The sequence below is a fragment of the Psychroserpens sp. S379A genome (assembly GCF_049800755.1).
In the GTDB taxonomy this organism is placed as follows: Bacteria; Bacteroidota; Bacteroidia; order Flavobacteriales; family Flavobacteriaceae; genus Psychroserpens.
Map to the genome: position 1 here is coordinate 26216 of NZ_JBNAFQ010000005.1, position 25224 is coordinate 51439.

Here is a 25224-nt window from a genome sequence, read left to right on the forward strand (position 1 = left end):
TCCCAATTTGACTATTCAAGTTGGGATTTTTTTATCTTTAAACTTTAATTAAACGCTACTATGAAATACATAATCCCTTTATTCGCTTTACTCTTTATTACAAGTTGTAAAACGAAAACAACTACTAAATCAGAATCAATTTCAATCACGAGCAACGAAGTTAAAAATATGGTGAGTTATTTAGCTTCAGATGATTTACAAGGACGTCATACTGGTAGTAAAGGGATTGAAAAAGCAGCTAGGTATATTGAGTCTCAATTTAAGGCTTTTGGTGTAAAACCTTATTTTGAAAGCTATAGAGATAATTTTAAAATTAAAGATTCTATCAGTGCATTCAATGTCGTTGGTTTTGTTGAAGGCAGTGATGAAAAACTTAAGGATGAAGTAATCATTATTGGTGCACATTACGATCATATTGGTTTTGGTGATGATGCTAGGCATAAAAGTAGAAAAGGAAGTATTACTAAAACAGATACCATTGCAAATGGAGCTAATGATAATGCTTCAGGAACATCTGCTGTATTAGCTATGGCAAAATATTTTGCTAAAACTAAAAAGAATAAACGCAGTATTATGTTTGCTCTGTTTTCTGCTGAAGAATTAGGATTGCTAGGATCTAAACATCTAGCGAAACGTTTAAAGTCTGAAGAATTAAACTTATATGCAATGGTTAATTTTGAAATGATTGGCGTTCCATTTAAAGGTCGTAATTATCAAGCTTTTGTAACTGGATATGATTTGTCTAACATGGCTCAAAAAATAAATGAATATGTTGGTAATAACTTAGTTGGTTTTTCAGAAGTCGCTAAAAAATATAATTTGTTTAAGCAATCTGATAATTATGCCTTTTATGAAGAGTTTAAATTACCATGTCAAACCATCTCTTCTTGTGATTTATCTAATTATGATTACTATCATCATGCTGATGATGAAATAAACGAATTAAATTATGATTTTATGGCTAGTCTAATTAACGAAGCCATAAAAGCAATGGAACAAATGAGCAATACACCAACAAAAGAAATTTTAATGTATGAGTCAAAGTAAAAATATTATCATCACAGGAACAAGTCGAGGTATTGGTTTTGAACTCGTTCACTTATTTGCAAATCAAGGCCATAATGTACTAGCATTGTCTCGTAATGCTCAACCTGTAAACAATTTAAATTTTGATAATATATCTTCTTTTGCTTTTGACTTATGTGAGGAAGAAGATTACAAAAAAGTTGAGCAGTTTATTGAAGATGAATGGACTCATGTTGATATTTTGATAAATAATGCTGGACTGTTATTAAACAAGCCATTTGCTGAAACGACATTCAAAGATTTTTCAAAGGTGTATGAAACCAATGTGTTTGGCGTGTCAGAAATGACACGAATCGTATTACCATTCATGAAAAATGATGGACACGTTGTAACTATAAGCTCGATGGGAGGAATTCAAGGAAGTATGAAATTTGCTGGACTAGCAGCTTATAGTTCTAGCAAAGGAGCTGTGATTACGCTTTCAGAATTGTTAGCCGAAGAATATAAAGACACAGGTCCACAATTTAATGTGTTAGCCTTAGGAGCAGTACAAACCGAAATGCTACAAGAAGCATTTCCAGATTATCAAGCACCAACGACTGCTAAAGAAATGGCAACCTATATCCATGATTTTTCACTCAATGGAAACAAATATTACAATGGGAAAGTCCTTCAAGTTTCTAATTCTACACCATGATTATGTTTAAAATTATTTCATCTGTTTTTGAATAATGCAAGAAACACTTCAATCGTATATACCAGAAAAGGCAGTGAGTCAAGTTTTAAAATTACTGAAACATGATAATCTTGTTGTAAAAGTAAAACAAGAACGAAAGACTAGACATGGAGATTATAAACGTTTGCCTAACGGAAAACACCAAATTACAATCAATTCTAATTTAAATAGTTATCGATTTCTAATCACATTAATACATGAAATCGCACATTTTGAAGCTTATAAAACTTACGGAAAGCTAATTAAACCACATGGTATTGAATGGAAAAGAACGTTTCAACATTTAATGTTGCCATTTTTAAATCCTAAAATTTTTCCTGAAAACATACTACCATTATTAGCCAAACATTTTAAAAATCCGAAAGCAAGCAGTGATACAGATGCAGAATTGGCCTTAGCTTTAAAACAATTTGATGAACCTAACGATAAAACTTATATTTTTGAAGTGCCTTTAGGACAAGATTTTAAATTGTATAATGGTCGTGTGTTTAAAAAAGGACATAAACGTGTCAAACGTTTTGAATGTATTGAGATAAAAACAGGTAAATTGTATTTGTTTAATCCCAATGCTGAGGTTGAATTATTAGATTAGTAATAAGGTCACCTTGAGTGCAGTCGAAAGGTCTTTCGTCTTAAAAAAGATGCTTCACTGCTTTCTGAATGACAAAAAATAAATTTTTATGAATAAAAATAATTATGCCATTTTAATGGCTGGAGGAGTAGGCTCAAGATTTTGGCCAGTAAGTACACAAGATTTTCCTAAGCAGTTTCACGACATGTTGGGAACTGGAGAAACTCTAATTCAAAAAACATTTCATCGTTTAGCAAATATTATCCCAAAAGAAAATATTTTCATTTTAACCAACGAACGTTATAATGATTTGGTTTTTGAACAGCTTCCAGATGTTACAAAACGCCAAGTCGTTTTAGAGCCTGCAATGCGAAATACAGCACCTTGTATTTTATATGCTGCCTTAAAAATTCAAAAGGAGAATAAAGATGCTGTAATGATTGTTGCGCCAAGTGACCATTGGATTGAAGATGAAGTTGCTTTTACCGAAAATGTTCAGCAAGCCTTTGATTTTTGTTCACAAAATGATGCCTTAATGACTTTAGGAATTCAACCTACATTTCCTAATACAGGTTATGGCTATATCGAATTTGATAAATCAAATATTTCAAATATTAAATCGGTTAATCAATTTCGAGAAAAACCAGATTATGAAACAGCTAAAACATTTATAGATCAAGGTAATTTTCTTTGGAATGCTGGAATATTTATGTGGAGTGTGAGCAGTGTTATTGAAGCTTATAAGAAAAATCAACCTGATTTGTTTCAACTTTTCGAACAAGGTATCGACGTGTATAACACCGATTTTGAAGATGATTTTATAAGAGATAACTATGGTAAGGCTGAAAACATTTCGGTAGACTATGCTATTATGGAATCTTCTCAAAATGTTTATGTACTTCCAGCAACTTTTGATTGGAATGATCTTGGAACTTGGGGAAGTTTATATGATAAATTAGATAAAGACGAAAGCAACAATGCTGTAGTGAATGCTAGAACTCTAACTGAAGATGCTTCAGGAAATATGATTCGTACAAAAAATGATAAAATTGTTGTCGTTGATGGTTTGCAAGATTACATTATTGTAGATAAAGACGAAGTTTTGCTTATCTTTCCAAAGACAAAAGAACAAGACATTAAAAAAGTACTCCAAAATGTAAAATCGACTTTTGGAGAGCATTACGGATAATTATGAGTGAAGAAAGTAAATTCAATTTCTCTGAAGAAGAAGCTCAGATAAATAAAGATAAAGCAGTAGAGCAATCTAAAGAAGCGGTTAGGAAAGATGCTAAAGGACTTTGGCAAAGTATGACGCAGTTTTTAAATGAACTTCTTGATTTTAGAGATGATACAGATAGAGATGCAACGATTCAAGCCATTAAAGGTGATATTCCTTTTAAAGGTGCAACAGCTTGGATTTTGGTCTGCTCCATTTTTGTAGCTTCTATCGGATTAAATGCAAATTCAACAGCTGTGGTTATTGGTGCCATGCTTATTTCACCTTTAATGGGTCCAATTTTAGGTGTAGGTTTATCAATAGCTATTAATGATATTGATACACTCAAGCGTTCGTTAATAAACCTAGCTATAATGATAGTGTTGAGTTTGTTAACCGCTTTTTTGTTTTTTAGATTTTTCCCCTTAAGTGAAGATACATCTGAACTATTAGGACGTGTAAAGCCTGACATAAGAGATGTGCTTATTGCTTTTTTTGGTGGTTTAGCACTCATCATTGCACGTACAAAAAAAGGAACAATTGCGTCTGTTATTTTTGGTGTTGCAATTGCAACAGCCTTAATGCCTCCATTGTGTACAGCAGGTTATGGTTTGGCAAAAGCCAATTGGGTATACTTTGGTCAAGCCATGTATTTGTTTACGATTAACACGATATTTATTGCATTAGCTACATTTTTAGTACTGAAGATATTGCGTTTTCCTATGCTTAAGTATGCTAATTCTAAGAAAAGAAAACGAATAGCACGTTTAGCATCATTGGTTGCAATAATTGTTATGATACCTGCTAGTTTTACATTTGTAGATGTTCTAAAACAGAGTCGTTTCGAAATTGATGCTAAAGCTTTTATTGATAATGAATTAGATGCGTTGCCAAACTCTAGTTACATAAAAAAGAATGCTAGTATTAATTATGATCCTCAAGGAGATTCATTTATAGAACTGATTCCTTTTGGTAATGATAAAATTACCGATGAGGCAAAGAACTTACTTGAGTCTCGTTTTGTTGACTATTCTGCATTAGTAAATGCTAAACTATATGTAAATCAAGTAAAGAATAGAGCAATTAATAATTTAGAGTATATGGAGGAATTACGAACTCGTGATTCGATTGACCTTTTATCTCAAAGTCAGAAAATTTCATTTTTAGAAAATAGAATATCAAAGTTGCTTTATTTGGAAAGAGATCAAATTCCATTTGAAAATATGGTTAGAGAAGCCAAAATAAACTATGAAAATTTAAAGTCAATATCGTATTCAAAACAAGTAACTTCAGATTTCTCAAAGATCGATACCATTTCAGTTTTTTCGTTTACATGGATAGATTCTTTAACGACACAAAAGGAGAAAGAAAAGGATATGAAAAAACTTAAGTTGTGGTTTAAAGATAAATTGAAGTTAGATACACTTATTGTGAAATAGATGAAAAATTATTCATTCTCTTCAAGATACATTTTGCGCACTTTTTTAAATAGTTCAGACGAATAGACAAAGTCTGTAACGACTTCGTTATCGGTTTTAAAAATGGTGTTTTTAGAGCCTTCCCAAGCTTTATAACCATCTTTTAAAAAGACGATTTTTTCACCTATTTCCATTACAGAATTCATATCGTGAGAGTTAATTACAGTGGTAATATTATATTCATCTGTAATTTCTTGAATAAGGTTATCAATTACAATGGCAGTTTTAGGATCTAAGCCAGAGTTTGGTTCATCACAAAACAAATATTTGGGATTGTTTACAATCGCTCTTGCAATAGCAACACGTTTTTGCATTCCACCTGAAGCTTCACTAGGCATTTTTTTATGCGCATCAGGAAGATTTACTCTTTTAAGTACAAAATCAACACGATCTTGCATTTCACTTTTGCTTTGTTTGGTAAACATTCGCAACGGAAACATGACATTTTCAGCAATCGTCATCGAATCAAAAAGTGCACTGCCTTGAAATACCATTCCCATTTTAGCTCTTAAATTTCGCTTATCATCATCACTCAATTCAGAATAAACATTCCCATCATATGCAATGCTTCCAGATTCAGGCGTAAATAATCCTAAAAGGCATTTTAAAAAAACAGTTTTTCCCGAACCACTTTGTCCAATAACTAAACTTGTTTTACCTTTTTCAAAAGAGGTACTTATTCCTTTTAAAATATGAGCATCACCAAATGATTTTTCTATGTTTTTAACTTCTATCATTAGCTTAAAAGCATTTGGGTTAATATGTAGTTTAAAAGAATAATCATAACACTGGTCCAAACAAACGATGTTGTACTTGCTTTTCCGACCTCTAAAGCACCACCTTTCATATAATACCCATAAAATGATGGAATTGTTGCTAATAGAAATGCAAATACAATGGTTTTAATAAAAGCATAAATAATGTGAAACGGAATAAAATCGGTTTGAACACCTGTAATGTAATCTTCCAAAGTGCTAAAACCACCATACACACAAGCTGCCATTCCACCTATAACACCTAAAAACATAGCAATAGAAATGACAAAAGGATATAACATTAAGGCTATAAACTTTGGGAATACTAAATAATTGATGGCGTTTATTCCCATGACTTCTAAAGCGTCAATTTGTTCTGTAACACGCATGGTTCCAATACTTGATGTGATAAACGAGCCTACTTTACCAGCCATAATTATTGAAATAAATGTTGGCGCAAACTCTAAGACTACAGACTGTCGCGTGGCAAAGCCAACCAAGTATTTTGGAATTAATGGGTTGCTAATATTTAAAGCTGTTTGAATCGTAACTACACCACCAACAAAAAATGAAATAAAAGCTACTATACCTAAAGAACCAATAATGAGGTCGTCAATATCTTTCAAAATAAGAGTACGCATAACCGACCATTTGGTTGGTTTGCGAAACATTTCAGCAATCATTAAAAAATAGGTGCCAATATTATGAAGGTATTGCATAGCTCAATTTGATTATGCTAAAGTAAAAAACTAATCTTATTTAACCTTAATTTTAAAGCACGATGTTATAAAATCTGTATTTTTGAAACTCCAAACACACCATTTATGTCTAAATATATTTTCTTATTTGTTGGTCTATTTTTTGCAACCAATACAGCTCAATCTCAAAATGATAACCCAAAATTAGTCGTTGGCATTGTTGTCGATCAAATGCGATATGATTATCTAACCAGATTTTATGATAAGTATGGCGAAGGTGGTTTTAAACGTTTGATGAATGAAGGGTTTAATTGTAAGAATAATCATTTCAACTATGTACCAACATATACTGGACCAGGACATGCTTCGGTGTATACAGGAACGACTCCAAAATACCATGGTATAATTAGTAATAATTGGTATGATAAAACACTCAAAACTGATGTGTATTGTGCTTCTGATGCTAAGGTGAATTCTGTAGGAACGTCAAGCGATGCAGGAAAAATGTCACCTCATAGAATGTTGACCACAACTTTTTCAGACGAAAATAGATTGTTCACCCAAATGCAAGGCAAAACCATTGGCATAGCTTTAAAAGATAGAGGTGCGATTCTGCCAGCTGGACATACTGCTAATGCAGCATACTGGTTTCATGGCAAAGATGAAGGTCGATTTATTTCAAGCACCTATTATATGAATGTTCTTCCAAAATGGGTTGATAATTTTAATACATCAAATAAAGCTGCTTCATATTTTAAGGTTTGGGATACCTATTATGATATATCAACCTATACTGAAAGCGGAACTGATAATAATTCATTTGAAGGCGGATTTAAAGGAAAGGAAGATGCAACGTTTCCGTATGATTTAAACAGTTTAAAAGCTAAAAATAGAAATTTTGATATTCTTAAATCAACGCCTTTTGGAAATAGTTTAACCACAGATTTTGCTTTAGCAGCAATAAACGGAGAACATTTAGGACAAGATCAATTTACCGATGTTATAACGATTAGTTACTCAAGTACTGATTATGTTGGTCATAATTTTGGTGTAAATTCTAAAGAAATTCAAGATACTTATATTAGACTCGATAAAGATTTAGAGCGCTTGTTACAATTTTTAGATGCCAATATTGGAAAAGGTGAATATACGGTGTTTTTAACTTCAGATCATGGCGCTGTTGATGTACCATCTTATTTGCAAAGTGTTAAGGTTCCTGCTGGTTATTTAGATTATAATAAACGAAAGGAGCAGTTTCAAAAGTTTTTAAAGGAAACATATGGAACAACAGAGATTGTTGAAAAAGTGAGCAATAATCAAATCTTTATTAATAAAGAAAAACTTAAAGCGTTAGGCCTAAATCTTCAAAAGTTAGAACAAGACTTTGTTAATGAGCAAATCACTTATAAGAATGTTGCTAAAGCTTATACTGCTACAAGTATGACGAGCACAAATTTTACAACAGGTATTGAAGCCTTATTACAAAATGGGTTCAACCAAAAACGCTCTGGAGATGTTATTGTAGTTGATGATATAGCTTATATTGCCTACAGTCGAACAGGTTCTACACATGGAAGCGGTTTAAATTACGATACACATGTACCTTTATTGTTCTTCGGAAAAGGAATTAAGAAAGGACATACCTATAAAAAAACAGTTATACCAGATATTGCGCCAACCATTTCTGCATTGTTGGGAATTAGTTTTCCTAACGGAAGTACTGGTCAACCTTTAGAGTTTGTAGTAGATTAGTTGTGAAAAGGCGAACACTATATCCAGTTTTAGCCATTATAATTGTAGTGGTAATTGTTGGTTATGACTTTTTTCTTGAAGACAAAGCAACCACAGAAATTATAGAGCAAGGAACTGAAGTAAAATCAAACACTAATGAATACTTCTTGCCAACAAGTACAACAGGTCAAATTGTACATCATGAAAACTATTCTTTGTCTTACAGTGAACCTCATGAACAAGCCGAATGGGTAGCTTACGAGTTGAAGGCTTCACATTTGTCTAATACCAATTTTAAGCGACCATATTTTGAAATTGATAAGACTGTAAAAACTGGAGCAGCACATTGGCGTAATTATAAAAAATCGGGTTATGATAAAGGTCATTTGTGTCCTGCTGGAGACAGACGTTTTAGTAAAGATGCTCACGACGAAACCTTTTTAACCAGTAATATTAGTCCGCAAAACCATCAATTCAATGCAGGAATTTGGAATACGCTTGAACAAAAAGTAAGGTATTGGGCTAGAAAATATGATGGAGTTTTTGTGATTACAGGAGGAATTTTAAAAGGCGATATGAAAACTATAGGAGAAGAGAATGTTAGTGTGCCTAATCAGTTTTATAAAGTGTTGATTGATACAAACTCTGGAAACACAAAAATGATTGCCTTTTTAATGCCACATAAAGATTCTAATCGACCATTATACAAGTTTGTGGTTCCAGTTGATGAGATTGAAGCATTAACAGGAATCGATTTCTTTTCAGAATTAGAGGATGGTATCGAAAACAAATTAGAAGCTTCAAACAGTTATAAGGATTGGAGTTTTTAGTTTTGCTAAGAGCTAAGAGCTAAGAGCTAAGAGCTAAGAGCTAAGAGCTAAGAGCTAAGAGCTAAGAGCTAAGAGCTAAGAGTTGTCATGCTGAACATTACTGAAATGAAAATATATTTTTATTGAAAGTACCTTGTGAAACAAGTCGAAGCATCTGCAACTTACTGAGTTTTATTGTCATTTCGAGCCTTGTCGAGAAATCTATCATTATAATAGATTCCTCCATTTCAGTCAGAATGACAAGCTGATATTGAAAAGTATGGATTTAAATAATTTATCTAAATTTTTCAAAAATCCCTTTCCAACGTAAATTTCTAATGAATTGACCTTCAGCTTCGGAAACTAAAAAGTCTAGCTTTTCTTTTTTTGCTTTAAAATAGCCTTTTATATAGTCGTTAAAAAGTGATAGACTTCGCTTTTTTAATGTCATTTTTAAAGCTGTAATTGCAGTAAGGAGAATGCCATAACGCATTTTATATAAAGCTTCGCCTTGCGAGTGTTTAGAGTCTTTGTTATAGCTAATACCTGTAGGTTTTAAGTGCTTTACGTGTAAAGATTCATCAGTTAAAATCGTCCAATTATAATATTTAGCCAGTAATTCATCTACAGTGTCCCAACCAATGGATGATTTCAATTGTCCTATAGCTTCAAAGCATTGTTTTTTGTAAGCTTTTAAGGCACCACGAATATGATCTTTTCGTGTTAGATTTTCCAAAACCCAATCTTCATTCTTTTTGATGTAACAGAAACCTGCTGCCATGCCAAGTGTTTTATCATTTTTAAAATGAATTGCAAGTTGTTCTAAATAATTCTTCGGAAAAATAAGATCTGCATCAAATTTGCAAATTACATCGTAGTCTTGGTCTAAGGTTTCAAAACCTTTGTAAAACGCATTTACAATTTTGGCTCCTGGCAAATGCTTATCTGAAGAATTGTTATTTACAAGTGAAATAAACGAATGTGATTCTGTGAGTTTTTCAACGATATGTTGTGTGTTGTCTGTTGAATGATCATTCACGACTACAATACGCTTCGGTTGAAGCGTTTGATTTACTAAAGAGTCTAAAGTTAATGCTATAGAGTCTTCTTCGTTATGCGCAGGAATGATGATGTAGAAATTCAAGAGTTAATAGTTTGAAATTCAAAGTTACACTTTAGAAATTTAAGAATACTTAGGTTTTAATTCTTTCAGCATAAACTATATAGTATCTTGGTGTGAATAAGCGAAGTAATGGTCTTATACCAATTTTTTTTGTCGGATTAGTCCATTTTTCGGAAGCGATAATTTTCCATCCAGATTTTTCAAGTAACCAATCAAACTGCCAATCTTCAAACTCATGGTAGTGTCGATCTCTCATATCTATTTTACTTCGATAAGCTGAGGCAAACCAAAGTTTCAAAGGAATGCTAGCTACGAGTTTGTCGGCCTTAATAGATTGCAATACAGTAAAAGGCGAAAGCAAGTGTTCAAAAATTTCAAAGGCAGTTACGACATTTGCCGAAGAATTTTCAATTTCAGAAGTATCAATATCTAAATCTAATCCAGAAGTGTTTTTTACAGTATATCCTTCAGCTTTTAAAATAGCAGAGAGTGGATTTTCGACACCTAAGTCTAATAGGTTTTCAGTAGTTTGAACATGTCGTTTTAAAAACTGAACTGTATGTTTAAAACGTTTATTAGGAAAGCTGTTTTCGTACATTAATTTAAGTCGTAATCTTGTCAATATTTATAAACAATAGCGTTGATATGCATTCCAGCGCCAACACTGGCAAAAATAATCACATCACCTTTATTTATAGAATGATGCTCCAATTTATTATTTCGAATCAAATCAAAAAGTGTAGGAATAGTAGCCACAGAGCTATTTCCTAGTTTATGAATACTCATTGGTATGATACCTTCTGGAACATCCATTTTATAGAGTTTGTAGAATCGTTGAATGATGGCTTCGTCCATTTTTTCATTGGCTTGATGAATCAATATTTTTTTAAGATCCTTAATGTCAATACCACTTTTGTCTAAATAAGTTTTCATGGCTAACGGAACATTCGTTAAGGCAAATTCATATATTTTTCGACCATGCATTTTTATATAACGTGTGTCTCTACATAAATCTTGGTTGTTTGAATTGCCAAAGTAGAGATAGTAAGCTTCATCATAGGTGAAAGATGCTGTTTCGTGAGCTAGAATACCACCTTCGTCTTCTAATTCTTCAACAATAGTTGCTCCAGCTCCATCAGAATATATCATTGAATCTCTATCGTGTTTATCAACCACACGAGATAAGGTTTCAGAACCAATAACTAAGCAACGTTTTGCCATTCCAGATTTTATAAATGCCTTTGCTTGAATAACGCCTTCAATCCAACCAGGACAACCAAACAATATGTCGTAAGCAACACATTTAGGGTTTTTAATACGTAAATTGTGCTTAACTCTAGACGCTAAACAAGGCAATATATCACTTTGAATAGTATTAGCTTTAACATCGCCAAAATTATGAGCGCAAATAATATAGTCTATAGTTTCTGGGTCAATATTGGCATCTTCAATTGCTTTTTGAGCTGCTAAAAATCCTAAATCGGATGAAGTTAGCCTATCGTCGGCATATCGTCTTTCAGTTATACCAGTTATTGCTTTAAACTTGTCAACAATAGTTTTGTTAGGATGATTTATATCGGAACCATCAGCATTTAAAAACTCATGTTGATGGAAGCTTTCATTTTTTTCAATCAATGCTGGAATATAGTTTCCAGTTCCTGTGATTTTTATTGACATACGAAATGTATCTTGTTTAGATTACTAATGTACTCAATAAAATCAAGCCTCGAGTTCAATTTGCTTAAATATTGCTGATTTTTAGTGAATTATCAAAAAAGGAGGTTTAGATTATAGAATATGTAAAAAATGCCCTTGAAAATCAAGGACATTTATGTTGAATAACTGAATATATTAAGCTTCCATATATGCTTCAATTGGAGCACAAGTACAAATTAAATTTCGATCTCCATAAGCGTCATTAACACGACGAACACTAGGCCAAAACTTATTATCTTTTACATAATCTAATGGAAATGCAGCTTGCTGACGCGAATAAGGAAGTAACCATTCGTCATTTGTAACCATATCTAAAGTGTGAGGCGCATTTTTTAGAACATTGTTTGCATCTTCTTTCGAAACAGTATCGATTTCTTGCCTTATAGAAATCATAGCATCACAAAAACGATCCATTTCTTGTTTGCTTTCGCTTTCTGTTGGTTCAATCATCATAGTTCCTGCTACAGGAAACGACACTGTTGGTGCATGAAATCCGTAATCCATTAAACGTTTAGCGATATCTACAACTTCAATGCCATTTGCTTTAAAAGGTCTGCAATCAATAATCATTTCGTGAGCAGCGCGACCTAATTCTCCAGAATATAAGGTTTCAAAAGCACCTTCTAAACGTTTTTTAATATAGTTGGCATTTAGGATAGCCATTTCGGTTGATTTCTTTAATCCTGATGCGCCAAGCATTTTAATATAACCATAAGAAATTAAGCAGGCTAAAGATGAACCAAAAGGTGCCGCAGAAATTGCTGTGATGGCTTGATCTCCTCCAGTTTTAACTAATGGACTTCCTGGTAAAAACGGAACCAATTGTTTTGCAACACAAATTGGGCCAACACCTGGACCTCCACCACCATGAGGAATAGCAAATGTTTTGTGTAAGTTAAGATGACAAACATCAGCACCAATTTTTCCAGGATTGGTTAATCCTACTTGCGCATTCATATTTGCGCCATCCATATATACTTGTCCGCCATTATCATGAATAATTTGTGTAATATCTCTAATTGAGGCTTCGTAAACACCATGAGTAGATGGATAAGTAACCATTAAAGCAGCAAGATTGTCTTTATGTAATTCGGCTTTTTCTCTTAAATCATCAACATCTATATTTCCTTTTTCGGTTGATTTGGTAACAACGACTTTCATTCCAGCCATAACAGCACTTGCAGGATTAGTTCCATGTGCTGAAGATGGAATAAGACAAATGTTTCTGTGATGATCTCCTCTAGATTCGTGATATGCTTTTATGACCATTAGTCCAGCAAATTCTCCTTGTGCTCCAGAATTAGGTTGTAATGAAGTGCCAGCAAATCCAGTAATTTCTGTTAGTTGATCTTCTAAGGCTTTTAAAACCGTTTGATAGCCTTCAGTTTGGTCAAGAGGTGCAAACGGATGAATTTTTCCCCATTTAAACCAACTTAATGGTAACATTTCTGAAGCTGCATTGAGCTTCATCGTACAAGAACCAAGAGAAATCATCGAATGATTTAAAGCTAGATCTTTGCGCTCTAATTGTTTAATATATCGCATTAATTCGGTTTCTGAATGATGCGAATTAAATACAGCTTCTTGTAAAAAAGAAGTTTGACGCTTAAGTTGGTCGTCAATACTATCTTCTTCAGATAGTTGATTTATTTTAATGGTGTTTTTGTTTGCTGCTTTAGCAAAAACAGCAATAATTGCATTAAGTGCTTCTAGTGTTGTTGGTTCATTTATAGATATGATTACTTCATTTTTATTAGGATAATAGAAGTTTATTTTTTTAGCTTCAGCTTCAGTTTTTATAGCTTTAGCATCTGCTTTAAAATGAAGTGTGTCAAAAAAGGAATCGTTAACTTGTTCAAAACCTAAACTCTTAATAGCATCAGAAAGGGAAACTGCTTTATGATGTATGTCGTTAGCGATAAACTCTAAACCGTTCGGTCCATGATAAACCGCATACATTCCAGCCATAACAGCTAATAATACTTGAGCAGTACAGATATTTGATGTGGCTTTATCTCGTTTAATATGTTGTTCACGAGTTTGTAAAGCCATACGTAAGGCTCTATTGTCGTTGGCATCTTTTGTAACTCCGATGATACGACCAGGAATATCTCTTTTGTAAGCTTCTTTAGTTGCAAAATACGCAGCATGTGGTCCACCATAACCCATTGGAATTCCGAAACGTTGAGTTGTACCTACAACTACATCTGCACCAAATTTACCAGGAGCTTCAAGTTTAACTAAGCTCATGATGTCTGCAGCCACAGCAACTTTAATACGAGAAGCGTTGGCTTTTTCAATAAACGATTTGATGTCGGTTACTTGTCCGTATTTTCCAGGATACTGTAAGATTGCAGCAAAATAATCTTCAGAGAAATTAAAATCTTCTTCTTTACCAACTACTAATTCAATTCCAATTGGGTTTGCTCTAGTTTGTAATAATGATAAGGTTTGAGGAAGGATATTTTCAGAAACAAAAAACTTATTAACTCCAGCTTTTTTTTGATCTCTTTCGCGTACAGCAAATAATAAACTCATGGCTTCGGCAGCAGCAGTGCTTTCATCTAAAAGTGACGCATTGGCAATTTCCATACCAGTAAGGTCAGTAATCATGGTTTGAAAGTTTAATAAAGCTTCTAAACGACCTTGAGCTATTTCCGCTTGATAAGGAGTATAAGCTGTATACCAACCTGGATTTTCTAAAATATTTCGTTGAATTACAGCAGGCATTATCGTTGGATGATATCCTAAACCTATATAGGTTTTGAAGACTTTATTTTTTTTAGAAAGATTATAAATATGTAATAAGTATTCTTGTTCACTCATTGGTTCATCAAGATTTAAATCTGATGTTAAACGAATGCCATCTGGAATAGTTTCATGAATTAATTGTTCTATTGAATTTGCTCCAACGGTTTCTAACATTAGTTTTTGATCTGCTGCTCTTGGACCAATATGACGAAGTGAAAAATCTGCTGTATTCATTACCTTATTTGAGTTGAAATTTATTTCGGCAAAATTAAGCAATTATTGACCTTAAATTGTTAACGAAAATGAAACTTTTCAACCATTTGAATTGGTTATTAACAGTTTGCCTATTTTTGTGTTATGCGTGCTTTTAAATCGATATTAGATTTTTATATTAATAGTAGTATTCATGTGGCTTTAGCTATTGTTGCAATGTCTTGTGTGACCTGTTTAGAATTTGCTATTGTATTAGATGTAAGCATGCTAAGTTTTATTGGTTTTGCTTCAATTACTGGTTATAATTTTGTGAAGTATTTTGGACTAGCAAAATTTCATCATAGAAGCTTGTCAAATAAGTTAAAGACCATTCAGATTTTTTCGTTGTTTTGTTTTTTGGCCATGTGTTATTTTTTAATGCAGTTAAGTGCCACAAGTCTTGTTGTTATTTCAGTTTTTGCAGTGATTACTTTTTTATATGCTATTCCGTTATTGCCTAATCGATTTTTTATTGATAAAAAGAAAAAGTTGCGAAGTGTTGGTGGACTTAAAGTGTATATTATTGCTTTAGTTTGGTCTGGTGTAACTGTAGTATTACCTTTAATTAATGATGCTTATCACATGCATAGCGATGTTGTAATAAGTGCGATTCAGCGATTTATTTTTGTGATTGTATTAATGCTTCCTTTTGAGATTAGAGATTTAAATTATGATAGTTTAAAACTAGCTACAATTCCGCAACGAATAGGAGTAAAGCGTACCAAAATTATTGGATTTATATTGTCGGTTTTGGTAGTTGCTTTAGAGTTTTTTAAAAATGATATAAATTTAAATCACTTACTATCATTAGCTGTAATCATTTTTACAACGTTAGTGTTTTTAAAATTTTCTACGAGATTACAGGGAAAGTATTACAGTTCGTTTTGGGTGGAGAGTATTCCTATTTGGTGGTTGGTTTTATTATTGATGCTTAGCTAATTCTTGCTCAAAGGCTGATTTTAAATTTTCTTTATCAGAAGCATCCATAGGGATTTGTTTTTTGGTAATGAGCTTGGTTAACTTGTTATTGTTTTTGGTGTAGTTTTGAGTCACTCTACACCATAATAAACGTATGGTAAGTTTGATGCGTTCCCATAAGGTAGCTTCGCCATATTGGCTTTTGTCACATATATGCTGCGCTTCTTCACAAGTGATAAACAAAAAACTTTTTTTCATTAGTATTAATTTTTAAAACCAATTTTTTTCTAGACAACTCGCCATAGCAACACGCGCTCTATGGATAATTACCCATAGGTTAGACGCAGTAATGCCTAATTCATTACAAATAGCTTCAGTTTCATAATTTAAAATGGTTTTCATTTCAAAAACTTGAGCTTGTTTTTCAGGAAGCTTACCTAAGCAATTATCGATAGCTAAACCTAGTTCGGTATTTTCAATGCTGTCTTCAGCAGTTTTATCAAAAGGATCTGCAACACGTTCCTCTAGCCAATCGCCTTCATTTTCATCTGTATTGTAAGTCATTCTCACTTCGGCTTTTCCTTTATTAGAATTGATCTTACGATAGTAATCTATAATTTTTCGCTTTAAAATTGAAATGAGCCATGTACGTTCACTAGCTTCGCCTTTAAAATTTTTCATGGATTTTAAACCAGCCATAAACGTATCTTGCACTAAATCTTTAGCAATTTCTCTATCATTAACACGTGTAATGGTGTAATTGAATAGGTAATCGGAATAAAGATTAATCCATTGATTAGGATCTATGATATGTTTTGGCATTTCTTTTTCTGAAAAATTTAGTTCAAAAATAGGCAAAAATTTAATGATAGTTATATTCCTTATATAAGTTCTAGTTTTTGCAGTTTTTGAAGGATTCCCTTTTCAACAGAAACATAAGAACCATCAACCACACAAGTTTTTATATGTTTTGCAGTTTTAAATTGTTTTGGGAGTAAAGAAAGAATGTTATGATCTACGTGAGTGTAAATGGAATTATATAATCTCCAAGGCTTATGATTTATCTTATATTGAAATGTTTTTTGTTTATTACTTTTTATAAATGCAGTATATCTATCCACTACAAAATCTTCAAACGAGTTTTTAATTAAAGGTTGTGTTGATTTATTTGTGTTTGCTTCAATTACCATATTTTTATATGAATACTTTATGTTTTTTTTACCTTCATGGATTGTTTTATTAAGTTTTATGTTTTTGTAGAAAAAAGGTTCGTTGTAAAACAAATTTGCAATTGAAGCCACCAGTGGTTTTGGTGCAAACTCTTTAATAAAAACAACACCTTTGACATTATTGATTTTTGATTTTACATAAAACCGAAAATTAATTTGTCCGAAATTTTGATGAAAAGGAATTTTAACTCCGAAGAACTTTACGTTTGAAAATGTAAATGCAACTATACTCATTAATGCTTTACCATTATATAAATCTATTTCTGTGTTATTTGGTAAATATGCTTCAAGAATTTCTTTTTCGATTTCAAATGTTGAAATGATTAAATCTTTCCAGTATCCTGTCATGAAAATATTTGATTTTTTCATTTTTAATAGTTTTGAACTTTCAGAAAATATTGAAAGTTTGATTTAAAATTTTTTTATTTGATGAGTTTAAGCAAAGATTTAGTAATCCAGTTCTGTTTTTGGTTTACAAGTTTGTTAATCATCGTATCTGCATCACGAGTTAAATCGTGTAAGGCTTTGGTTTGTTTAATAAGCTCTTTTGTTTTTTCTGTGCCATCATCTTTAATAGAGGAAACATCACTAAGTACTTTTATGACTGGTTGAATTTCTCTTCTGCTTCGTTCTTTAGCAATGATTCTAGTGAGTTCTTGAACGTCTTTTTCGGTTGTAAAATATTCTTTTCTTTCGCCAGGAATCAGTTCTTTTGTTACAATTCCCCAATCCATTAACTGACGTAAATTCATACTTGTATTGCCACGAGATATTTGAAGTTCTTCCATAATATCTTCCATAGATAATGGCTTTGTTGAAATAAAAAGTAAAGCTTGAATTTGAGCCATAGCTTTGTTAATTCCCCAAAGTGAACCTAAACTTCCCCAAGTACTAACAAATTTTATTTTGGCTTCATCGTAATTCATATCACAAATATATAAAATATTTTAAACTTTCAATAATTATTGAAAGTTTGTTTTGGCTATTTGTTTTATTTGAATTATTTTTCAATAAGTCCAGCACGTTTCAACAAGGCTTCAGGTCTTGGTGCTTTTCCTCTGAAACGTTTGTATAAAGTCATTGGGTCTTGAGTACCACCTTGAGATAATACATGATCTTTAAACTTTTGAGCCACATTTTTATTAAACACACCTTGTTCTAAAAAGTATTCAAAGGCATCAGCATCTAAAACTTCTGCCCATTTGTAGCTGTAATAACCAGAACTGTATCCTCCTTGAAAAATATGTGAAAAGGCAGTGCTCATACAATTCTCTGCAACATCAGGATATAATTTTGTGTTTTTAAAGGCTTCATTTTCATGTTCTTTTACGGAAGTAATTGCACTTGGATTATGACTGTGCCATGACATATCTAGTAAACCAAAACTTAATTGTCTTAAGGTTTGCATGCCTTCATGAAATGTTGCTGAAGCTTTAATTTTTTCAATTAATTCCATCGGAATAACTTCACCAGTTTCATAATGTGTAGCAAATAACTCTAAAGCGTCTTTTTCATAACACCAATTTTCTAACACTTGACTTGGTAGTTCTACAAAATCCCAAAACACACTTGTGCCAGATAAGCTAGGATACCTTGTATTGGCTAGCATGCCATGAAGTGCGTGCCCAAATTCGTGAAATAAGGTGGTCACTTCATTAAACGTTAATAATGAAGGTTTTGTTTTTGTTGGTTTTGTAAAGTTGCAAACAATAGAAATATGAGGTCTGCTGTTTTCTCCGTTCTTGATGTATTGAGGTTTGTAAACTGTCATCCAGGCACCATTTCGTTTTCCGGATCTTGGAAAAAAGTCGGCATAAAATATTGAGATTAAATTACCTTTTAAATCGGTCACCTTATAGGTTAAAACATCATCGTGATACTTGTCAATAGTGTTTATCTCTTCAAATTTTAAATCGTATAAACGTTCTGCAATAGTGAAAACACCATTTATTACATTTTCTAGTTTGAAGTATGGTTTTAGCTGTTCATCATCTAAACTGAATAATTTTTGCTTTAATTTTTCAGCATAATAAGAACCATCCCATTTTTGAAGCGTATTAATACCATCTAATTCTTTAGCAAAATTTTCAAGAGTTTTAAATTCACGTTCAGCAGCTGGTTTTGCTTTGTCTAAAAGGTCATTTAAAAAGTTTAGAACGGTTTCAGGTGTTTTAGCCATACGCTCTTCTAAAACAAAATGCGCATGTGTTTTGTAACCTAAAAGATTGGCGCGTTCATGTCGTAATTTAACAATTTGAAGCACGTTATTTTGATTGTCAAATTCATTGTCTTTAAAAGCTTTTGCTCCAGCAGCTATTGCTAATTTTTTACGAAGTTCACGATTATCAGCATAGGTCATAAATGGAATATAACTCGGATAATCTAAGGTGATGAGCCAACCTGTTTTGCCTTTAGATTCTGCTAATTGTTGTGCAGCTTCTTTTGCACCTTCTGGTAAACCAGCTAAATCTTCTTCGTTGGTTAAATGCATTTCAAAGGCGTTAGTTTCTGCTAATACATTTTCGCCAAATTTGAGTTTTAACTGACTTAATTGTTTGTCAATTTCACGAAGACGTTCTTTTTTGTCTTCCGATAAATTGGCACCATTTCTGGAAAACCCTTTATATTTTTTATCTAAAAGTGTTTGCTGTTCTGTGTTGAGGTTTAAACTATCTTTCTTGTCGTAAACGGTCTTTACTCTTTTAAATAATGTTTCATTTAAAGTAATGTCATTACTAAATTCTGAAAGTAAAGGCGATACCTCTTGAGCAATCTTTTGAATTGTGTCGTTGGTTTCTGCACTATTTAGGTTAAAGAAAATACTAGAAATTCGATCTAATTGCTCACCTGAAAAATCTAAAGCTTCAATCGTGTTTTCAAAGGTTGGTACTTCAGTATTATTGGTAATTTCGTCAATTTCAGCTTTGGCATCTTTTATAGCTTTTTTAAAAGCAGGTAAGAAGTCTTCGTTTTTAATTTTTGAAAAAGGTGCTGTTTGATGTGCTGTATCGAATGGGATATTAAGAATATTCATTGTTGTTTTACGAATTTATAAAAGAAATACATGTTTGGTAGTAATAATCTTACGATAATGTGAATTGTGAATTACTTTGTTCATTATTTATCATAACTTTTTGAAAATAAGCCAAAATAAAGTTTAATTTTGGCTTTATTATTTTAAAAGGAGTTAACCAACTCTATACAAATAATTGATTAATAGCTCAAAACCTCGTTCTCCAACGAGGTTTTTTATTATAAGTTTTTTGAAGACTCAATGACTTTGGTTTTTAAACCTTCTTTATAGTTTATTATTGTGTTTAGAACGGTTTTGTTTGAAGCTCCAATAATTTGTGCTGCTAAAATACCTGCATTTTTTGCTCCATTTAAAGCTACAGTTGCCACAGGAACTCCTCCAGGCATTTGTAAAATTGATAGTACAGAATCCCAACCATCAATAGAATTGCTGCTTTTTACAGGAACTCCAATAACTGGTAAAGGCGATAATGAGGCGACCATTCCTGGTAAATGTGCAGCTCCTCCAGCTCCTGCAATAATTACATTAATACCTCGAGTATGTGCATTTTTGCTAAAATCGAATAATTTTTCAGGTGTTCTATGTGCTGAAACAATGTCAACTTCAACATCAATATTAAATTCTTTTAAGATATCAATAGCGTCTTGCATTACTGGCAAATCACTTTTGCTTCCCATAATAATGGCTACTTTTTGCATAATTTAAAAATTTTATCAAACCGAAAGTAATCGAAATTTTGAATGTATAGAGACTTCTCGACTACGCTCGAAGTGACATTATTCACTTTCTACTTTAATTGTATTTTTTACTTGCTCAGCAATTTGTCTTGCTGTATTTAAATCTTCATTAACAATAGTAACATGTCCCATTTTTCGAAATGGTCGTGTTTGTTTTTTTCCGTAAATATGTGGAGTCACGCCATCAAGCGACATAATATCTTCAATGTGTTTATAAACCACATTTCCTGTATGACCTTCAGCACCAACAAGGTTAACCATAATGCCACCAACTTTACTTTCAGTTTTTCCTAAAGGTAAATTTAAAATGGCACGAATATGTTGTTCAAATTGTGAAGTGTAACTCGCTTCAATAGTTTGATGACCAGAATTATGAGGTCTTGGAGCCACTTCGTTGACTAAAATATCATCATCTTCAGTTTGAAACATTTCAACAGCTAATAATCCAACATGAGCAAAGGCTTCAGAAACTTTTAAAGCTACATCTGTTGCTTTTTTTGCAACAGCTTTATCAATACGAGCAGGACAAATTACATATTCTACTTGATTGGCTTCAGGATGAAATTCCATTTCAACAACAGGATAAGTTTTTACGTCACCAGAAGCATTTCTTGCAACGATTACTGCCAATTCATTTTTAAATGGAATCAATTCTTCTGCGATACATTCACCTTTTGGAAGGTTGTTTAAATCTGATAATTGCTTTACAATTTTAACACCATTGCCATCATAACCAAACTGAGCAGCTTTCCAGACAAACGGAAAATCTAAAGCTTCATTTTCTAAGGCATCTTCTACTTCAGATAAATAAGCAAATCTCGAAAACTCAGATGTCGGAATTTCATGGTCTCTATAAAATAACTTTTGAGTTGCTTTATTTTGAATGGTTCGCAATGTTTTAGACGAAGGATATACTTTTTTGCCTTCTTTTTCTAGAGCCTCTAGCGCATTTACATTTACATTTTCAATTTCAAAAGTGAGCACATCAACTTGCTTTCCAAAATTGTAAACATCGTCATAGCTCATCAAATCACCTTTAACAAAATGATTGCAAGCCATTTTACAAGGTGCTTCGTCACTTGAATCCATAACATGTGTTGTAATGTCAAACTTTCTGGTAGTATACAACATCATTTTGCCTAATTGTCCACCACCAAGAATACCAAGTTTAAAATCTGAAGAAAAATAATTTGTCATTTATAATTACTATAAAGTTGTCACATTGAGCATAGCCGAAATGTCTTCTGCTTTAAAATTTACAAGTTTTATGATACAAAAATACATTATAAAATAGAAAGGGATTGCAAAAATGGAATTCAAAAATCGGTAATCGACAATCTATTGATTATCTTTGCTTTTTTAAAATTAAAAACAAGTGATTAAGCTCAACGATTTATACTTTAAACCATTTATTTCTGAAACCGAAATTGATGCTGCTGTTCAAAAAATGGTTGATGCTATTGCGAATGATCTTCAAGATGAAGTGCCTGTATTTGTTGGGATTTTGAATGGTTCGTTCATGTTTGTGAGCGATTTTGTAAAGAAATACCCAAAACCTTGCGAAGTTACCTTTATTAAATTAGCATCGTATGAAGGCATAAAGTCTTCCGAAGACATTCAGCGTTTGATAGGTTTAACACAAGATTTATCAGGTAGAAAAGTAGTGATTCTCGAAGATATTATAGATTCGGGAAACACTTTAGAAGAAGTGCATCGCATTTTTGAAAACGAAAGCGTTGCTGAACTCAAAATAGCCACTTTGTTTTATAAACCTGAAGCTTACAAAAAAGATTACAAATTACATTATGTAGGTCTCGAAATACCAAATAAATTCATCGTTGGTTACGGATTAGATTACAACGGTTTAGGTCGAGATTTACCAGAAATATATCAATTAAAAACAACACAACACATGACCAATTTAGTGCTATTTGGACCTCCAGGAGCAGGCAAAGGAACACAAGCAGAATTTTTAAAAGATAAATATAACCTCGTTCATATTTCTACAGGAGATGTGTTTCGATTCAATATAAAAAATGAAACCGCTTTAGGAATGTTAGCTAAGTCTTTTATGGATAAAGGCGAATTGGTTCCAGACCAAGTCACTATTGATATGCTTAATGCTGAAGTAGAAAAAAATGCTGATGCCAACGGATTTATTTTTGACGGTTTTCCAAGAACCAACGCGCAAGCTGAAGCTTTAGACAAGTTAATGGATAGCAAAGATTCTCAAATTAATGCCATGATTGCTCTTGAAGTAGATGATGAGGTGTTAGTTGGACGCTTATTAGAGCGTGGAAAAACTAGCGGAAGAAAAGATGATGCTAACGAATCTGTCATTAGAAATAGAATTACAGAATACTATAAAAAAACAGCCATTTTAAAAGAGTATTATGCTGCTCAAAATAAATATTTTGGTGTGGATGGTGTCGGAAGTATTAATGAAATTACAGAGCGTTTAAATACTGTGATTGATAAACTGTAAGTTTGGTTTGAAAGTAGAAAAGTTGAAAGTATGAATGTTCAGCTTTTAACTTTTTAACTTTTAACTTTTTAACTAAAGAACATGACTGAAGGTAATTTCGTTGACTACGTAAAAATGCATGTGTCCTCTGGAAAAGGAGGACAAGGTTCTGCGCATTTGCATCGCGAAAAATATATAGAAAAAGGTGGTCCAGATGGAGGAGATGGTGGACGAGGAGGTCACATCATTGTGCGCGGAAATGAAAATCTATGGACCTTATTACACCTTAAATTTAAGCGTCATGCTAGAGCTGGTCATGGTGAACACGGAAGCAAAAGTAGAAGTACAGGAGCAGATGGTTCTGATGTATATCTAGATGTACCTTTAGGTACTGTAGTTAAAGACACTGAAACCGATGAAGTGCTTTTTGAAATTACCGAAGCTAATCAAGAGACAATTGTTGCTAAAGGAGGTCGAGGAGGTTTAGGAAACTGGCATTTTAAAAGTTCTACAAACCAAACACCTCGTTATGCGCAACCTGGTGAACCTCTTGAAGAAAAAAATATAACGCTTGAACTTAAAATCTTAGCAGATGTTGGTTTGGTCGGATTTCCAAATGCTGGAAAATCAACACTACTATCTGTAATTACTGCTGCAAAACCTAAAATTGCAGATTACGAATTTACGACCTTAAAGCCCAATTTAGGGATTGTTCAATATCGCGATTATCAAACCTTTGTTATGGCTGATATTCCTGGAATTATCGAAGGAGCTGCCGAAGGTAAAGGTCTAGGGCATTATTTTTTGAGGCATATTGAGCGTAATTCGGTATTATTGTTTTTAATTCCTGCTGATGCAGACGATATTCGTAAACAATACGATATTCTTTTAGATGAATTAAAACGTTATAATCCAGAAATGCTTGATAAGGAACGCATGATTGCGATTTCAAAATGTGATATGTTAGATGAAGAACTTCAAGCTGAACTCAAACAAGAATTAGATCAAACTTTACCTATTGATTACGTGTTTATTTCTTCGGTTGCTCAAAAAGGAATTACGACATTAAAAGATAAGCTTTGGAAGATTTTAAATGACTAACTAGTCATTTCAACAAATTCAATACACTACAAAAAGGCTCTTGCGGCAGTTTTAGTAATTCTGAAACTTTCAGAATTGTATTGAGAACAAAATAATTTTAATCTATTGCTTTTATGTGTACTAACCTGTATTTTTGAGTATGTAACCACCCATTAAAGATGAGAGAAAAAATTAAAAGCATTGTAGAAATCAATGATAATAAACTAAGTCGCTATTTTGCGTTTTTTATTCAAGCCTTAATTTTAATTTCTATTGTTACCTTTTCTATTGAAACGATTCCTAATCTAAAACCTCAAACAAAAACCATTCTTTATGTTGTTGAAGTATTTTGTGTGAGTGTGTTTACTGTTGAATATGTGTTGCGAATTTATGTGGCAGATAGCAAACCAAAATTTATTTTTAGTTTTTTTGGAATTATAGACTTCTTAGCGATTCTTCCATTTTATTTATCCTTCGGAATTGATTTACGATCCTTACGTGCTTTACGTTTTTTAAGACTGTTTAGAGTTTTAAAATTGGTGCGTTATAATAAAGCAATGAATCATTTTATGCGAGCTATAAAATCTGCTAAAGAAGAAATTTTTCTTTTTCTGTTCGTCACATTAATTCTCATTTATTTTGCTGCAGTTGGGATTTATTACTTTGAAAATGAAGCACAACCAGAACATTTTTCATCGATTTTTGAAAGTCTTTGGTGGTCCATTATTACTTTAACGACTGTTGGTTATGGTGATGTCTATCCTATTACAGTTGGCGGAAAAGTATTTACCTTTTTTATATTGATAATTGGTTTAGGAATTGTAGCCATTCCTACAGGTATTATTTCATCAGCCTTGACTAAGGCTTTAGATACAAAAGAAACAGAATAATTTTGCTATC

24 protein-coding genes are annotated in these 25224 nt (G+C 32.5%); 11 read left to right on the top strand and 13 right to left on the bottom strand.

What is annotated here, in order from left to right; translation table 11 throughout:
* Positions 1-60: 60 nt before the first annotated feature.
* The 5 genes from ACP15M_RS11955 (at position 61) to ACP15M_RS11975 (ending at position 4988) form a co-directional block, all read left to right on the top strand.
* A complete protein-coding gene (locus ACP15M_RS11955; RefSeq protein WP_425077441.1) occupies positions 61-1047 on the top strand; it encodes a M20/M25/M40 family metallo-hydrolase in 987 nt (328 codons plus the stop codon).
* Positions 1034-1723: an SDR family NAD(P)-dependent oxidoreductase gene (locus ACP15M_RS11960; RefSeq protein WP_425077442.1), complete on the top strand. Its 690-nt coding sequence runs from the start codon at positions 1034-1036 to the stop codon at positions 1721-1723. Before ACP15M_RS11955 ends, ACP15M_RS11960 begins: the two co-directional genes overlap by 14 nt.
* Before the next feature lie 34 nt (positions 1724-1757).
* The gene (locus ACP15M_RS11965) at positions 1758-2354 is read left to right on the top strand and encodes a SprT-like domain-containing protein (protein WP_425077443.1); all 597 of its coding nucleotides are present in this window, start codon (positions 1758-1760) and stop codon (positions 2352-2354) included.
* A gap of 88 nt (positions 2355-2442) precedes the next feature.
* Positions 2443-3522, top strand: coding sequence for a mannose-1-phosphate guanylyltransferase (locus ACP15M_RS11970; protein ID WP_425077444.1), 1080 nt, complete (start codon positions 2443-2445; stop codon positions 3520-3522).
* 2 nt (positions 3523-3524) lie between these two features.
* Positions 3525-4988: a DUF389 domain-containing protein gene (locus ACP15M_RS11975; RefSeq protein WP_425077445.1), complete on the top strand. Its 1464-nt coding sequence runs from the start codon at positions 3525-3527 to the stop codon at positions 4986-4988.
* 8 nt (positions 4989-4996) lie between these two features.
* Here the strand turns inward: ACP15M_RS11975 and ACP15M_RS11980 are convergent, their stop codons facing one another.
* Entirely contained in the window at positions 4997-5764 is a 768-nt protein-coding gene (locus ACP15M_RS11980) for an ABC transporter ATP-binding protein (protein WP_425077446.1), read from the bottom strand.
* The gene (locus tag ACP15M_RS11985; RefSeq protein ID WP_425077447.1) at positions 5764-6501 is read right to left on the bottom strand and encodes an MlaE family ABC transporter permease; all 738 of its coding nucleotides are present in this window, start codon (positions 6499-6501) and stop codon (positions 5764-5766) included. Before ACP15M_RS11985 ends, ACP15M_RS11980 begins: the two co-directional genes overlap by 1 nt.
* A 105-nt stretch (positions 6502-6606) precedes the next feature.
* Between ACP15M_RS11985 and pafA the strand changes: the two genes are divergently transcribed.
* Together pafA and ACP15M_RS11995 are read left to right on the top strand one after the other, a co-directional pair.
* Complete coding sequence (gene pafA / locus ACP15M_RS11990; RefSeq protein ID WP_425077448.1) at positions 6607-8232, top strand: alkaline phosphatase PafA; 1626 nt, start codon at positions 6607-6609, stop codon at positions 8230-8232.
* A 2-nt stretch (positions 8233-8234) separates the two neighbouring features.
* Positions 8235-9041 carry a DNA/RNA non-specific endonuclease gene (locus tag ACP15M_RS11995; RefSeq protein ID WP_425077449.1) on the top strand — a complete coding sequence of 269 codons (807 nt, stop codon included), beginning with the start codon at positions 8235-8237 and terminating at the stop codon, positions 9039-9041.
* 274 nt (positions 9042-9315) lie between these two features.
* Here ACP15M_RS11995 and ACP15M_RS12000 read toward each other — a convergent pair whose 3' ends face one another.
* From ACP15M_RS12000 to gcvP, 4 genes are all read right to left on the bottom strand, one after another.
* A complete protein-coding gene (locus tag ACP15M_RS12000; RefSeq protein ID WP_425077450.1) occupies positions 9316-10164 on the bottom strand; it encodes a glycosyltransferase in 849 nt (282 codons plus the stop codon).
* A gap of 49 nt (positions 10165-10213) precedes the next feature.
* Complete coding sequence (locus tag ACP15M_RS12005; RefSeq protein ID WP_425077451.1) at positions 10214-10741, bottom strand: methyltransferase; 528 nt, start codon at positions 10739-10741, stop codon at positions 10214-10216.
* Positions 10742-10761: 20 nt separating this feature from the next.
* Positions 10762-11820, bottom strand: coding sequence for a 3-oxoacyl-ACP synthase III family protein (locus tag ACP15M_RS12010; protein WP_425077452.1), 1059 nt, complete (start codon positions 11818-11820; stop codon positions 10762-10764).
* 174 nt (positions 11821-11994) lie between these two features.
* Complete coding sequence (gene gcvP, locus ACP15M_RS12015) at positions 11995-14844, bottom strand: aminomethyl-transferring glycine dehydrogenase (RefSeq protein ID WP_425077453.1); 2850 nt, start codon at positions 14842-14844, stop codon at positions 11995-11997.
* Between the two features lie 123 nt (positions 14845-14967).
* On the opposite strand from gcvP, the gene ACP15M_RS12020 reads away from it, so the two are divergent.
* Entirely contained in the window at positions 14968-15801 is an 834-nt protein-coding gene (locus tag ACP15M_RS12020) for a hypothetical protein (protein ID WP_425077454.1), read from the top strand.
* Here the strand turns inward: ACP15M_RS12020 and ACP15M_RS12025 are convergent.
* The 7 genes from ACP15M_RS12025 to ACP15M_RS12055 form a co-directional block, all read right to left on the bottom strand.
* Complete coding sequence (locus tag ACP15M_RS12025; RefSeq protein ID WP_425077455.1) at positions 15784-16038, bottom strand: hypothetical protein; 255 nt, start codon at positions 16036-16038, stop codon at positions 15784-15786. The genes ACP15M_RS12020 and ACP15M_RS12025 overlap by 18 nt on opposite strands.
* Positions 16039-16050: 12 nt before the next feature.
* On the bottom strand, positions 16051-16602 hold the full coding sequence (locus ACP15M_RS12030) for a sigma-70 family RNA polymerase sigma factor (protein WP_425077456.1): 552 nt from the start codon (positions 16600-16602) through the stop codon (positions 16051-16053).
* A gap of 59 nt (positions 16603-16661) precedes the next feature.
* Positions 16662-17378, bottom strand: coding sequence for a DUF2071 domain-containing protein (locus tag ACP15M_RS12035; RefSeq protein ID WP_425077457.1), 717 nt, complete (start codon positions 17376-17378; stop codon positions 16662-16664).
* 53 nt (positions 17379-17431) lie between these two features.
* Entirely contained in the window at positions 17432-17935 is a 504-nt protein-coding gene (locus ACP15M_RS12040) for a GbsR/MarR family transcriptional regulator (protein ID WP_425077458.1), read from the bottom strand.
* Positions 17936-18009: 74 nt separating this feature from the next.
* Entirely contained in the window at positions 18010-20043 is a 2034-nt protein-coding gene (locus ACP15M_RS12045) for a M3 family metallopeptidase (RefSeq protein ID WP_425077459.1), read from the bottom strand.
* 218 nt (positions 20044-20261) lie between these two features.
* Complete coding sequence (gene purE / locus ACP15M_RS12050; RefSeq protein WP_425077460.1) at positions 20262-20741, bottom strand: 5-(carboxyamino)imidazole ribonucleotide mutase; 480 nt, start codon at positions 20739-20741, stop codon at positions 20262-20264.
* Positions 20742-20819: 78 nt separating this feature from the next.
* Positions 20820-21977, bottom strand: coding sequence for a 5-(carboxyamino)imidazole ribonucleotide synthase (locus tag ACP15M_RS12055; RefSeq protein ID WP_425077461.1), 1158 nt, complete (start codon positions 21975-21977; stop codon positions 20820-20822).
* Positions 21978-22155: 178 nt separating this feature from the next.
* Between ACP15M_RS12055 and ACP15M_RS12060 the strand changes: the two genes are divergently transcribed.
* The 3 genes from ACP15M_RS12060 to ACP15M_RS12070 all read left to right on the top strand — a co-directional run bounded on the left by ACP15M_RS12060 (position 22156) and on the right by ACP15M_RS12070 (position 25214).
* Positions 22156-23265, top strand: a complete 1110-nt coding sequence (locus tag ACP15M_RS12060) for an adenylate kinase (RefSeq protein WP_425077462.1) — start codon at positions 22156-22158, stop codon at positions 23263-23265.
* A gap of 81 nt (positions 23266-23346) precedes the next feature.
* Complete coding sequence (gene obgE, locus ACP15M_RS12065; RefSeq protein ID WP_425077463.1) at positions 23347-24345, top strand: GTPase ObgE; 999 nt, start codon at positions 23347-23349, stop codon at positions 24343-24345.
* A 158-nt stretch (positions 24346-24503) separates the two neighbouring features.
* Positions 24504-25214, top strand: coding sequence for an ion transporter (locus tag ACP15M_RS12070; RefSeq protein WP_425077464.1), 711 nt, complete (start codon positions 24504-24506; stop codon positions 25212-25214).
* The last annotated feature ends 10 nt before the right edge of the window (positions 25215-25224 follow it).

Bases quoted from the DNA above. Each gene is read 5' to 3' on its own strand.
- gcvP (WP_425077453.1), bottom strand. From the start codon at position 14,844: ATGAATACAGCAGATTTTTCACTTCGTCATATTGGTCCAAGAGCAGCA.
- obgE (WP_425077463.1), top strand. From the start codon at position 23,347: ATGACTGAAGGTAATTTCGTTGACTACGTAAAAATGCATGTGTCCTCT.
- ACP15M_RS12055 (WP_425077461.1), bottom strand. From the start codon at position 21,977: ATGACAAATTATTTTTCTTCAGATTTTAAACTTGGTATTCTTGGTGGT.
- ACP15M_RS11985 (WP_425077447.1), bottom strand. From the start codon at position 6,501: ATGCAATACCTTCATAATATTGGCACCTATTTTTTAATGATTGCTGAA.
- ACP15M_RS12035 (WP_425077457.1), bottom strand. From the start codon at position 17,378: ATGAAAAAATCAAATATTTTCATGACAGGATACTGGAAAGATTTAATC.
- ACP15M_RS12005 (WP_425077451.1), bottom strand. From the start codon at position 10,741: ATGTACGAAAACAGCTTTCCTAATAAACGTTTTAAACATACAGTTCAG.
- ACP15M_RS12045 (WP_425077459.1), bottom strand. From the start codon at position 20,043: ATGAATATTCTTAATATCCCATTCGATACAGCACATCAAACAGCACCT.
- ACP15M_RS11975 (WP_425077445.1), top strand. From the start codon at position 3,525: ATGAGTGAAGAAAGTAAATTCAATTTCTCTGAAGAAGAAGCTCAGATA.
- ACP15M_RS12070 (WP_425077464.1), top strand. From the start codon at position 24,504: ATGAGAGAAAAAATTAAAAGCATTGTAGAAATCAATGATAATAAACTA.
- ACP15M_RS12040 (WP_425077458.1), bottom strand. From the start codon at position 17,935: ATGAATTACGATGAAGCCAAAATAAAATTTGTTAGTACTTGGGGAAGT.
- ACP15M_RS11955 (WP_425077441.1), top strand. From the start codon at position 61: ATGAAATACATAATCCCTTTATTCGCTTTACTCTTTATTACAAGTTGT.
- ACP15M_RS12020 (WP_425077454.1), top strand. From the start codon at position 14,968: ATGCGTGCTTTTAAATCGATATTAGATTTTTATATTAATAGTAGTATT.
- ACP15M_RS12025 (WP_425077455.1), bottom strand. From the start codon at position 16,038: ATGAAAAAAAGTTTTTTGTTTATCACTTGTGAAGAAGCGCAGCATATA.
- ACP15M_RS11960 (WP_425077442.1), top strand. From the start codon at position 1,034: ATGAGTCAAAGTAAAAATATTATCATCACAGGAACAAGTCGAGGTATT.
- ACP15M_RS12030 (WP_425077456.1), bottom strand. From the start codon at position 16,602: ATGCCAAAACATATCATAGATCCTAATCAATGGATTAATCTTTATTCC.
- ACP15M_RS11970 (WP_425077444.1), top strand. From the start codon at position 2,443: ATGAATAAAAATAATTATGCCATTTTAATGGCTGGAGGAGTAGGCTCA.
- ACP15M_RS11980 (WP_425077446.1), bottom strand. From the start codon at position 5,764: ATGATAGAAGTTAAAAACATAGAAAAATCATTTGGTGATGCTCATATT.
- pafA (WP_425077448.1), top strand. From the start codon at position 6,607: ATGTCTAAATATATTTTCTTATTTGTTGGTCTATTTTTTGCAACCAAT.
- ACP15M_RS12010 (WP_425077452.1), bottom strand. From the start codon at position 11,820: ATGTCAATAAAAATCACAGGAACTGGAAACTATATTCCAGCATTGATT.
- purE (WP_425077460.1), bottom strand. From the start codon at position 20,741: ATGCAAAAAGTAGCCATTATTATGGGAAGCAAAAGTGATTTGCCAGTA.
- ACP15M_RS11965 (WP_425077443.1), top strand. From the start codon at position 1,758: ATGCAAGAAACACTTCAATCGTATATACCAGAAAAGGCAGTGAGTCAA.